This is a genomic window from Williamsia sp. 1135 (assembly GCF_002095395.1).
In the GTDB taxonomy this organism is placed as follows: Bacteria; Actinomycetota; Actinomycetes; order Mycobacteriales; family Mycobacteriaceae; genus Williamsia.
Genome location: NZ_MJEI01000062.1, coordinates 1 through 10,616, shown reverse-complemented (window position 1 = coordinate 10,616; position 10,616 = coordinate 1). Strand labels below are relative to the sequence as shown.

The following is a 10,616-nucleotide window of genomic DNA, read 5'->3' as shown; positions in this document are numbered from 1 at the left end:
CTACTCGGACGTTCTCTGCGACACGTCATCCCGACCGTCCGACTCTGGGTTCGGTGCTGGTTCCGGGTTTGGTGCCGGTTCTGGCTCCGGCTTTGGTTCCGGCTTCGGTTCCACCACAGGCTCGGCGGATGGCTGTGGCGCTGTCGTGCCAGCGCCACCGATGCGGGTGAGGAGCAACGCGATCCCGGCCCCCAGCACCAGTCCGGCGATCGCTGCCGCGGGAACCAGTTGTGAACTCGAGATCCCCGATTTCTCGGCGCTACCCTCCGGCGACGAGATCACCTTCAGCACAAACGGCCCGGAGATCTTCGCAGCGTCGGGAGACGCAACCTCGATCAGTTTCGTCAGCGACTTCTCCGCTGCGTCGGCTGAACCAGCGCTCATCGTCAGTTCGATCAGTGTGGTGTCGGCGACGGCGCCGGTGGTCAGGGTGAGATCACTCTCGGGAACCCCGGCTGCCTGCGCTGCATCGTCCAGCCAGTTGTGGTCGGCCAGCACGATGGCGGCCGTGCGCGTGACCTGCCCGCGGCTGAGGATTTCCCAGTAGTAGGACGTCTCCGCCACCGGGACACCCGGCGCCGGCATCATCACCACGACGGCTTTCGCCTCGTAGCTCGGCGACTGCGCGGCCGAGAAAACAAGGGCGGCAATGATCCCGAGAAGCAGGCCGACAAGAGCGCCGAGCGCCACGACCTTTCGGGCAGAGCCGCGCAGGGTTTTCATCATTTATTTCCTCCGGTTTGCGACACGTGGCGGTGCCGACCTCGAGAATCCGACATGGCCGATGGCCGCGGTTCTCGTGAATTAGACATCAAAAATGGTTGCGGCTGCGAAACGGGCACGGCCCGATGCCGGCCGCCGCCACCGGTCGTGCCCGCCGGGACCACGAGGCGGCGACCGGGTCCCGCATGGTGCCGGCCACCAGAGCCACCGACGGTGGCTGCGGCCGAAGACGCCGGCATCGGGGACACGGGCATGGGGGACATAGCCACCGGCGCCAGGGGTTCCGGGGCCACAGGCTTCAGGTCTGCCGGGCTCAGGTCTGCGGGGCTCGGGTCTGCGGGGATCGGGGCGGGCTCACGGCCGAGCTTTCGAAGAACCGGCCCCGACACCATTGCGAACATCTCCGGGGCGGTGAAGCGGACCACGACGATGTAGACAGCAAGCCCTGCCATCGCCAGCACGGCGAGAAGCGCAGGGGCCGGGAGGTCCCGGCAGAGGTGGTTCACACCGAGCAGTACTGCACCCATCACCACTGCGGCCGAGAGCGGGCGCGCGATGGTGACCAGCAGCTCCGCCCAGGACAGCGTCAGGACGCGGTGGACGACCCGCATTCGCACCGCGAAGTGCACGAGCTCGACGCCGAGCAACACCACCGCCACCATGACCGCGCTGTGGCCTGCCGCCCACCAGATCGGGACGATGAGTGCCGCGAACTTGCCAGCGTTGATTGCCGTCAGGACGCTCGGCCTGCCGATGGCCTTGTAGACATCGCCAGAATGAAAAGAGGCGGAGTAGATCACCGCGTACAGAGCGAGCACCGCGAGCATGGGTCCCGCCGCCGCGTAACTGGGGCCGTACATCGTCGCGATCAGAGCATCGGCCCCGACTGCGAGTCCGATGCCGATCGGTGCGGTGAGCGCGACCACCACACCGAGCGTCTGCAGGTAGTGCTTCCCGAGGGAGGGCAGATCGTGTTGCAAACGGGAGAGCGAGCTGAACAGGACCTCGCTGATGACGCCGCAGAGACTCAGGACAAGCAGCTCCGGTACCCGATAAGCGAGGGTGTACAGACCCAGCTCAGCGTCACCGAGCCGCGTTCCGACGGCGAGGTAGTCGATGTTGTAGATCCCGAATGCCAGCAGCGTCACGGCGGTGACCGGTAGGCCGAACTTGAGCAGAGCACGTGCCGTCTCGCCGTCGTAACCGAACTTCAGCGACGCCCCGGCGACCCTCCAGTAGAGCAACATGGTCACCGTCACGCCGAGGAGCTGCCCCCAGATCAGGCTCCACACCCCCAGCCCGCCCACCGCCAGCCCGACGGTGAGGACGGTCTTCAGGAGGGCGCCGACGAACTCTGGAAATATCCGGCCCTTGAAATCGATCTTGCGTCGCAGCGACGCCATCGGCACCACACTGAGTGCCGAAATGGTCAGGCCGATGGCAAGCACCTGGATCAACGGTTCCAGATCCGGATGCCCGACGAGACGCGAGGTGAGCCCCGCGGTGGCCGCGAGCGCACCACCGATCAAGACACCGAACACGACCGACAGCGTCAACCCGGTCGGCGCGATGCGGGCCCAACTACGCCGACTCTGGACGAGCGAGGCACCCACGCCGAGATCTTTGACGAAATCGAAGAGATTGACCACGAGCAGCGCGAAAGCGAATAGACCGAACTCTTCGGGATTCAATAGACGTGCCAAAATGATCGTCATGATCAGAGTGGAACTCTTACTGAGCGCGAAAACGAGGTAATTCCAGGCCGCTTGCTTGCCCGTCGCCGGCGTGGATTCATCGATACGATCAAAAACATCGGTGGGTGAATCCCACCGAGGCGACGAGATGTCGATTCGCTCCAGAACGTCGGTCTGCGCCGCCCACAATGACCCTGGAAAAGCGGGGAATTCAGGAATCGTGACGGGGTCGGAGTCGGGCCAGTCAGGCTCGACGACGGGCCGGCGACGAAGGGCGTGCATGTGAAGCTTCACTTTCTTCATTCCCGACGCCGAATGCGCATTCCGGACAATTACGTTCCATCCCCCGGCGATAGAACAAGCCAACACTAGTCGTAAGATCTGGCCGGAAACCACAATAGTGACGGATTCAACGAGTCCTGCATTACCTGTTGTGTTCGCGATAGAGTCTGAGCGCGTCGGTGCTGCGACGATGGAGGATAAATGGCGGAAACAGTCGGGTTGATCAGTGCTGTCCGTCCGTATCCGATCGATGCCGGCAAGAAGGTTGTCCTCGCGGGTTTGATCGAATACTTCAGCGAGCGACTCGGCCCGGAAAACGTGCACTACCTCCTGATCGGCGGCGACGCTACTGCCGACTTCCCGGTCCCGCTCCGTGCGATTCCGAAACCGCGTGCCCGCGCGGCCCTGGCGAATGTCGTGCGTGGCGCAGGAACTGGGCGCGCAAGCCTGCAGGAGTCGTTGTTGCGGTCGAAAGAGACCGGCGAAGAAATCACCCGTGTTCTCCAGCAGCTGGATCTGAACCTGGAAATCTTCGACACCGTCCGCACGGCGCAATACGCCTCCGACATCGGCCTCGACAAGCAGATCTGCTATCTCGACGACCTCTTCTCCGAGCGGTATGCCGCAATGCTGCGGGCAGCCGAAAAGTACTCCGACGTCGACATCCAACCCCTCGGCAACTTCGCTGAACACGTCCCGCGGGCTCTGCGGCCCATCGCCGAGAACAAAAGGGGGCAACGAGCCCTGCTGCGCGCCGAACGCCGCCTCGTCGAGCGCAGCGAAGACCGGGTTGCCCGGCGCTTTCGCAGAAGCCTGCTCGTCAACTCGCACGAGGCGGACCTGCTGCGTCGCCGGGCCCGTGTCGGCGAGGATCAGACGCAGTCGATCCCGCCTCTGATCAGCACGCCGACCCGAACGGACCGGGACTATCAGGGTGCACCCGAGTTCGTGTTCCTCGGCCTGCTCTCCCTGCCGCACAACGACGACGGTTTACGCTCGTTCATCGACCTGACCTGGCCGAAACTGCTCGCCGAGCGCCCCGATGCCATCCTCAGAATATTCGGTCGGGACCCGCTGCCCGGTTTGGTCGCGGCGGTTGCGCAGCACCCCGGCAGCGTATTCCTGGAGGGATTCGCCCCGGACCTGTCCGCAGTTCTGACCCGTGCCGCAGCGATGATCAATCCCTTACGTTTCGGATCTGGGATCAAACTCAAGGTCATCGAGGCGCTCGGCCGCGGAATCCCGGTGGTCTCCACGCCCATTGGTGCCGACGGTATTTCCTCCGGCCCGCAGCACGGCGTTCTGGTGGCCGACTCGACGAGCGAATTCATGACGCACCTGCTCGACCTCACGTCCCCCGCGTACAACGCCGCCATATCCGACGCCGCGCGAAACCATTTCGATGCGGAGTATTCTCGCGAGGCGGTCTTCGCGCTGTACGACAGAGCATTCACGTTGTCTTGACTTCCGAATGAGAATGACAGCGCGGCGACAGCCCGCATCCGCAGCGCTCCGAACCACACAGTCCGATCGTCACCCGCCGCCCAGAGATCCTCCAGAGAACCGAGAATGCTGAACCGCCCTGAACGTTCCCGCGTAGCCGTGAGAAGGCTGGGCGTCGTCGGCCGTGTCGCCGCGAAATACAATCTGAGACAGCGGCGCCGGGTCGACACCACGCTCCTCCTGACCGATCTGATCGCACTGACCGTCGCGCTGTCTTTTTTCGACCCCCCGTGGACGGCTCTCTTGGTTGCACTGACCGTCGTCCTCCTCGTGGAGTTGTCCGGTGGTTATCGCGCCCAGATCACTCTCTCGGCGCTGAACGATCTCCCGCGGCTCGCCGTCACCTGCCTTGCTGCGGTGTCGCTGATATCCCTTGCGGCCGCGATGGACATCCGGCTCAGTCGCGTCCTGGTCGTCTCCGTGGGAGTGCTCGCGGTTCTCTTCGCGATCCGCGTCATCTACTACTTTGTGAAACGGCGGCGGCGAACCCGTTCGCCGGAGCGGCGCAACCGTACCGCCATCGTCGGCGGCGGGAAGGTTGCCGCGAAGCTCACCCAGAGCATTGCCGAACATCCCGAACTCGGGCTCGAGCCGATCGTGGTGATCGACCGGGATCCGTTGTTCGACACCGAGCGCTTTCAGATCCCCGTGGTCCCCGACGCACGCCTGCGAGATGTGGTGCTCGAACACTCCATCGAAACGGTCATCATCGCTTTCCGAAACGCTCCGGATTCGGAGCTGGTCTCCCCGCTCCGCGAATTCGAGCGCCTCGATTGCGAGATTTTCATCGTTCCCCGCTTGTTCGAGTTCATGCACCTGAGCGCCGACATGGACCGGATTCACACAATTCCACTGTTGCGCGTTCGGCGCGATATCTATCGCACCTGGTATTGGCATTGCAAGCGGCTCTTCGACTTTGTCGTGGCCCTGAGCGCCCTGACCCTGTTGTCCCCCGTTCTTGCCACAACAGCACTCGCGGTCTTCCTGTCCGACCGTGACGCGCCGATCATCTTCCGCCAGATCCGTGTCGGCAGAAGCGGGACCGAGTTCACCCTCTTCAAGTTCCGCTCGATGCGGCCGGTAACAGAGGATGAATCCGACACCTCCTGGAATCCCGATCGTGCGGTGCGGGTCAACAGGGTCGGCAACTTCATTCGCCGGACGTCGATCGACGAACTGCCCCAATTGTGGAATGTGGTCCGTGGAGAGATGTCTCTGGTCGGGCCGCGGCCAGAACGACCGCACTTCGTCGATCAGTTCACCGAATCGATTCCGTCGTACCGCGATCGCCACCGCGTGAACGTCGGCCTGACCGGCTGGGCGGCGATTCACGGTCTTCGCGGCGACACCAGCATCGACGACCGTGCGATCTACGACAACTTCTACATCGAGAACTGGTCCGTCTGGCTGGACATCAAGATCATCATTCTGACGATACGGGCGGTCTTCCGCGGATCAGGATCCTGAAAAGTCGTGCTTCTGCACAGACTCACGCGCCAATCGATGTGATGCCACCGCGGCCGAGGGTGTCGAAGTCGACGGTGCGACCGCCTCCGGCCATCTTCGCCGCGTACATCGCTTCGTCGGCGTCATGGACGATGTCGGCAGCCGGTCGATCGCCTCGGCGCGGAACCCAGACCAATCCGACGCTCGCGCTGATCACGAAACCCTGTCCGCGGATATCCACTGGCTCAGCGAGACTCTGGTGGATCGCGCGCGAGATCCACTCCACCTCGTCCCGATCATTGCTGTCAATCACGGCGATGAACTCATCGCCTCCGAGTCGGCCGACGAAACCGGGTGGCGGAATCAGCGAGTGCAGGCGTCGGGCCACCGCGATCAGCGCCCTGTCTCCGTCGGCGTGGCCCAGCGTGTCGTTGACCCGTTTCATATGGTCGAGGTCGATGAACATGACGGCGAGAGATCGCGGTTGCCCGTCGTCGTGCGGGTGCTCGGTCAGTGCCGCCTGCAGCCGGGTGAGTGCCGCAGTGCGATTGAGCAGTCCGGTCATGAGGTCGTGCTGGGCGGCGTAGGCCAATCGTCGCCAGGACGCCTGCTTTTCGGTGATGTCCCTGATCGACACCGCGATGGTCGGATCGTCGTCATCGCTTCCGTCGACGAGCACCGCGTTGCACTTCAGATGCAATCGGCGCCCGCTGGGCAGCACGTAGCCGACGATCATTCCGCTGACGGGCCGCCCGGTCCGGATAACCATCCGATCCGGGTACGAGCCCGGAGTCAGGGGCGACCCCTCCGCGTCGGTGAAGCTCAGGACGCCGGCCAGACCGCCGCCTAGGTCGAGGTGACGTGCGTCCAATTCGAGAAGCTCGAGTGCCGCGGGATTGGCGACGCGGATGCCCCGGCGAGCCGAGACCACGACGACCGCTTCGAGCAGTGAACTGATGACGGACGCGTGATCGAGGCCGGCGTCTCGACCGCCGGGTCCGTGCGTGGAGGCTTTAGGATCCGGTGTGTTTTGTCGCGCAAAAGTTTTCATCTCTTGCGAGTCCCTTTGGTAGTCATGGCCGACTGCGTGTGTATCGTCTGCTACCGATCCTGTACGGCTGCCCAACAGCCCGCAACATCGACTTTCCGGGTGACTAACTAAAGTTAACCGGGACACCATGATCGCAACGATCATTTGCGAGTGTGAGTAGACGCCTTGCCCGTGACGAAGACACGACAGGCCCCCAAGAGTGGTGTGGTGCGGCCTGACGACGATCTACTACATCGACGCTGCTATGACGCATTTCACTGGCTTGACGGGTGTGCAAATTAATTATCGCAAATCACTAGCGGCACGTGGCTAACAACTGGCTCAGACGCCGGTGAGCCGAAGGCGATCGAAGTCGACGGTGTGCCCGCCACCCTTCATTTTTGCGTGATACATAGCGGTATCGGCATCGCTGATGATGTCCTCGGCGCTGCGGGTGTCGCTGGCCCGGAGCCGGACGAGTCCCACACTGGCCCGCATGCGCAGATCGTTGCCGTCGATGTCGGTGGGATCGGTGAGCAGAAGGTGAATGAGATCGGAGATGTCTTCGATCCCGTCTTCGTCGAGGCCGGTCAGGACGGCGACGAACTCCGCTCCGACGACCCGGCCCACCAGATGCCGTGCAGGCAGTGCCGATCGCAGTCGTTCGGCGGTCATCGCCAGCGCCCGGTCACCGCGCAGGTGTCCCAGGGAGACGTTCAGCTCTTTGAGTTTGTCGAAGTTGATGACCATTACGACCGTCGAGACGTCGGCGTCGTCTCTGCGCGTGTCGGTGAGCAGGTCACTGATCTGCCGGAGGACGAAGGTCAGGTTTGGGAGTCCGGTGACAGCGTCATAGTTGTCGCTCTTGTGCACGCGCTCACGCAGGATGTGCAGCTCGGTGATGTCAGAGAGGGCCACCACCACAGACGACTCCGGATCGGAATTGTCCAGTAAGGACACGCTGCAACACAACCACATTCGTTCGCCGTCAGGTCGATCGATCTGGATTTCCAGATCCCGAACCGCTTGCCGGTCCGTGACGATGGTGTTGTGGGGCAACTGTTCGAAGGTGATTTCCTCGCCATTTGATAGATACATCGACTGACGGCGGGCGATGTCCACCCGGGCACCACCGCGGCCCTCGAGTATCCCGAGCAGCTCGCGCGCTGTGTCATTGGCGACCTCGATGTCACCGTGGGGCGACAGGATCAGCACTCCAGGCGACAGCGTGTCCACCACTGCCGCGAGCTCCGATCGCTCCGACGCATGACCAACCAACCGCCGATTATTGGCTGCGATCTCGGATTCAGACAGCATTCCCGACCCCTGGTATCCCTAGACCATCGAAAGTGAGTTTCACGATCACCTTTCGAGACAGTATGCAGCATGTTGCAGCAAAAGAGCAGGGTCAGCCCGGACTTTAGGCCCCTCAGGAAGCCTTGGATCTCATGTCGTCGCCGTCCGGCGACTCTGGCCGTGCGTCCCTGATGTCGCGCAGCCGTATCGCGCGGCCCACCAGCACTGCGACAACCACGGAGATGGCGATCCACACCACCACCGCGATGGTTATCACAACGGCAAGCACCAGACCATAGTGCCAACAGATCGTCGTTTTGGACACGGTTGACCAAGATTCACAGGGAGCTTTTATCTCCCGCGGTGTCGATCGTTCGTCTGCGACGTCGATTTTCGGGTCTTCCGGGCGTTAACATTCACGATCGGAACCTGAAACGAAGGAAATCATGCGGAACGACGTCGTCCTGGGAATCTCCATCGATGCCGGAGAGATCCTGTCGGTGCTCATCAAAGGCGCCAGTGGCGAGTTGCTGGCCCAGAACCGCATCCCCATCTCGCCGCAGTCCGATCTGATCGCCACCATCGACCGCCTGATCCGATCAGCCCCAGAGACGATCACCTCGGTGGGAATCGCGTGCGCAGATCCCGCAACCCAGATCATGCTCAGCGAAGCACGACGAAAGGCCGCATCGTCCGCCGAGGACGACGAGGACGAGTACGCCGTTCCTCCTTGGCTCCTCGCAGCCAGTATTACTGCGGTGTCCACCGCACTGGCCGTGATCGCTGCTCGCCAGTTCGCCGGAATGGGCAAGATCCTGGTGGTCAATGTCGACAGCGCCGGCCACACGGCAGCAGTGCAGCCGATGGTGCTCGTAGACCCGGTGACGGAGTCCGTCGTCGACACCGCCTCCCTGCCGCCCGGAACCCCACCGGTGCAGGAGATGGCGGGTGCCCGGGCGGTGTCAGATGCGATGACGAAGCTTCCGGGCCGTGGCCGCGACGTCGAGATGATCACCCCGGCGGGCGCCGGTGCAGAGATCCCCGACCTCGCGAGCACGCTGGGTGCGGCCACCGGCCTCGGCGTCCAGCCCATCGAACACGGCGAGTATGCCGTAGCCCACGGCGCTGCGGCCCTCACCAAGCCGAACAAGGCTGTGCTCGTGGCCGCAGCGGGCCCAGGGAAGAAGAAGAGCATGGTGGCCGCCGGTGTGGCCGCGCTTGCTGTATCCGCTGCACTGATCGGCGGTGGGGCGTATCTGATCAAGAACGGCGGTTCCGAGAGCCCGCGCAAGGCTGATGTTGTCGCACCCTTCTCGACGAGTGTCTCGCCGACCACGACGAAGACGTCCAGTGTGCCGCCAAAGCCCACATCACCGAGCCGAGCGCCGTCCTCGACCACCTCAGTCACCTCGACCACCCTCGAAGTACCCGAGACCACGGCCGCCGTGGAGACCATGGTTGTAGAAACCACCACCACCCGTCGTCCTGCCCCCAAGCCGCGGATGCCGTCCGGCGACTCCGAACGTCCGCCGGCGCCGGACCTGCCGGACTACACACCACCGTCCCGGCCTTCCTCGCAGCCGCAGAATCCGCCGCCCAGCCCGACGGTCGACCCGCCCACCGAGCCGGAACCGCCCGCGTAGTACCACCACATTCGGTCCCGTGTGGCGCCGCCGAGGGCTATCTTCCCCCGGCCAGCCCTACTCGGACCGAATTCGGTGGCGATCCGGGGTCGTGATGGCTCGGATGTCCGCCATCACCTCATCCCAGCCGTAGACGACGTCGTCGTAGGTGAGCCGCATGGTCAACCACCTGCCCACCAGTGCGTTGCGATCTCTGCGGCGGTCGTTGCGGTAGTTCTCCAGACTCGTGTGGTGACTGATGCTGTCGCACTCGATCAAGAGACGGCCGATGCGCAGATCTACGTAACCGACCCTGTGGATCGATGGTTGAACATGAACCGTGAAACCTGCTGCCCGCAATCGCAGCCGCGCAAGCGATTCGGTCCCAGACTGGGAGTTGGGGTCGCACTTGCCCATCAGGTCCAACATCTTCTGCGAGACCCTGCCCATCTCGGCCTGCAGCGCCGGGACCGACAGCCCGAGAGTGTTCAAGACCGAGTCGCACACCGCGATCCAATCCTCGGCCGACATGCAGCGGAACGCGCACCCGAGGGCGACCGGGATCGGGTCGAGGGCGGTGCTCACCGGAACAGGACGGCCCGGACCCTGGCACGAGCGGACCCGATGTTGCTTGCCGTGTCTGGTGGTCCGCACGTGTACGCGCTCGTAGCCGACCGGGACCCAGAGCCCATGCTTGTGCAACGCGGATACGCAGCTCAGTGCTCCACCGAGCTGAACTGCCTCCACGACAAGAGAATCCGCAGTCGGTAACGCATACCACCCATTGCGCACGCTGACCAGTAATCCGCCTGCCAACTGCTTGCGCAGTTGCCACCCGTCCAGGCCACGCTCCCGAAGCTCGGCCCGGCTGTACACCCCGACATCCATGAACATCTGACGCACAGGTGGCCGGTTGCGGTTCAGATGCCACCACATTCGGCCCCGTACGACGTCACCGAGGGGAATACGGGTTGTTTCGAAATGAAGTTCTGGGTGTGGGTCTGTGGCGATGGGCTGCCG

The 10,616-nt window shown here is 63.4% G+C and carries 9 protein-coding genes; 3 read left to right on the top strand and 6 right to left on the bottom strand.

Annotation, left to right across the window (positions count from 1 at the left end):
• Complete coding sequence (locus BFL43_RS03695) at window positions 1–723, bottom strand: hypothetical protein (protein WP_143695067.1); 723 nt, start codon at window positions 721–723, stop codon at window positions 1–3.
• Complete coding sequence (locus BFL43_RS03690) at window positions 723–2,720, bottom strand: lipopolysaccharide biosynthesis protein (RefSeq protein WP_240498040.1); 1,998 nt, start codon at window positions 2,718–2,720, stop codon at window positions 723–725. The genes BFL43_RS03695 and BFL43_RS03690 overlap by 1 nt, the downstream gene beginning before the upstream one ends.
• A 180-nt stretch (window positions 2,721–2,900) precedes the next feature.
• Between BFL43_RS03690 and BFL43_RS03685 the strand changes: the two genes are divergently transcribed.
• Window positions 2,901–4,163, top strand: a complete 1,263-nt coding sequence (locus BFL43_RS03685; RefSeq protein WP_084890884.1) for a glycosyltransferase family 4 protein — start codon at window positions 2,901–2,903, stop codon at window positions 4,161–4,163.
• 138 nt (window positions 4,164–4,301) lie between these two features.
• Window positions 4,302–5,669, top strand: a complete 1,368-nt coding sequence (locus tag BFL43_RS03680; protein ID WP_240498039.1) for a sugar transferase — start codon at window positions 4,302–4,304, stop codon at window positions 5,667–5,669.
• Between the two features lie 22 nt (window positions 5,670–5,691).
• Here the strand turns inward: BFL43_RS03680 and BFL43_RS03675 are convergent, their stop codons facing one another.
• The 3 genes from BFL43_RS03675 to BFL43_RS28805 form a co-directional block, all read right to left on the bottom strand.
• Window positions 5,692–6,699: a diguanylate cyclase gene (locus tag BFL43_RS03675; RefSeq protein ID WP_168176520.1), complete on the bottom strand. Its 1,008-nt coding sequence runs from the start codon at window positions 6,697–6,699 to the stop codon at window positions 5,692–5,694.
• A 321-nt stretch (window positions 6,700–7,020) separates the two neighbouring features.
• Entirely contained in the window at window positions 7,021–7,995 is a 975-nt protein-coding gene (locus BFL43_RS03670; RefSeq protein ID WP_084890876.1) for a diguanylate cyclase, read from the bottom strand.
• A 112-nt stretch (window positions 7,996–8,107) separates the two neighbouring features.
• A complete protein-coding gene (locus BFL43_RS28805) occupies window positions 8,108–8,263 on the bottom strand; it encodes a hypothetical protein (RefSeq protein WP_168176519.1) in 156 nt (51 codons plus the stop codon).
• A 157-nt stretch (window positions 8,264–8,420) separates the two neighbouring features.
• Between BFL43_RS28805 and BFL43_RS03660 the strand changes: the two genes are divergently transcribed.
• Window positions 8,421–9,617 carry a hypothetical protein gene (locus BFL43_RS03660; protein ID WP_084890872.1) on the top strand — a complete coding sequence of 399 codons (1,197 nt, stop codon included), beginning with the start codon at window positions 8,421–8,423 and terminating at the stop codon, window positions 9,615–9,617.
• Window positions 9,618–9,674: 57 nt separating this feature from the next.
• Here the strand turns inward: BFL43_RS03660 and BFL43_RS03655 are convergent.
• A partial coding sequence (locus tag BFL43_RS03655; protein WP_346425936.1) for a hypothetical protein occupies window positions 9,675–10,616 on the bottom strand: 942 nt, incomplete at its 5' end.

Coding starts and splice junctions, on each gene's coding strand:
- BFL43_RS03690 (WP_240498040.1), bottom strand. CDS start 2,720: ATGAAGAAAGTGAAGCTTCACATGCACGCCCTTCGTCGCCGGCCCGTC.
- BFL43_RS03660 (WP_084890872.1), top strand. CDS start 8,421: ATGCGGAACGACGTCGTCCTGGGAATCTCCATCGATGCCGGAGAGATC.
- BFL43_RS03670 (WP_084890876.1), bottom strand. CDS start 7,995: ATGCTGTCTGAATCCGAGATCGCAGCCAATAATCGGCGGTTGGTTGGT.
- BFL43_RS03675 (WP_168176520.1), bottom strand. CDS start 6,699: ATGAAAACTTTTGCGCGACAAAACACACCGGATCCTAAAGCCTCCACG.
- BFL43_RS03695 (WP_143695067.1), bottom strand. CDS start 723: ATGAAAACCCTGCGCGGCTCTGCCCGAAAGGTCGTGGCGCTCGGCGCT.
- BFL43_RS03685 (WP_084890884.1), top strand. CDS start 2,901: ATGGCGGAAACAGTCGGGTTGATCAGTGCTGTCCGTCCGTATCCGATC.